The 236-nt window shown below is 66.1% G+C and carries 1 protein-coding gene; it reads left to right on the forward strand.

From position 1 onward, the window contains the following. Nucleotides 1-236, forward strand: a 236-nt coding sequence (locus tag SB753_RS41320) for a THUMP domain-containing protein (RefSeq protein ID WP_410805720.1), incomplete at both ends; no start/stop codon positions are given.

Below are 236 nucleotides of genomic sequence, written 5' to 3' on the forward strand. Positions count from 1 at the left end.
TCCGTATCGCAACGAGCAGGACATTTACGGCCTCGCGCTCGAGCAGAGCTGGGAGCAGTGGTTCTCGGCAAACGAGACGCTGCGCGTAGACGTCACCGCGATCAAGTCGCCGCTGCGCAGCCTCGAATTCGCGACGCTGCGCGTGAAGGACGCCATTTGCGACCGTCTGCGCGACAAGACGGGCGCGCGTCCGAGCATCGACACGGGCTCGCCCGACGCACGCGTGTTCGCGTTCC

Origin of the sequence: Paraburkholderia sp. SIMBA_053 (genome assembly GCF_046534895.1) — a bacterium.
GTDB classification, from domain to species: Bacteria; Pseudomonadota; Gammaproteobacteria; order Burkholderiales; family Burkholderiaceae; genus Paraburkholderia; species Paraburkholderia caledonica.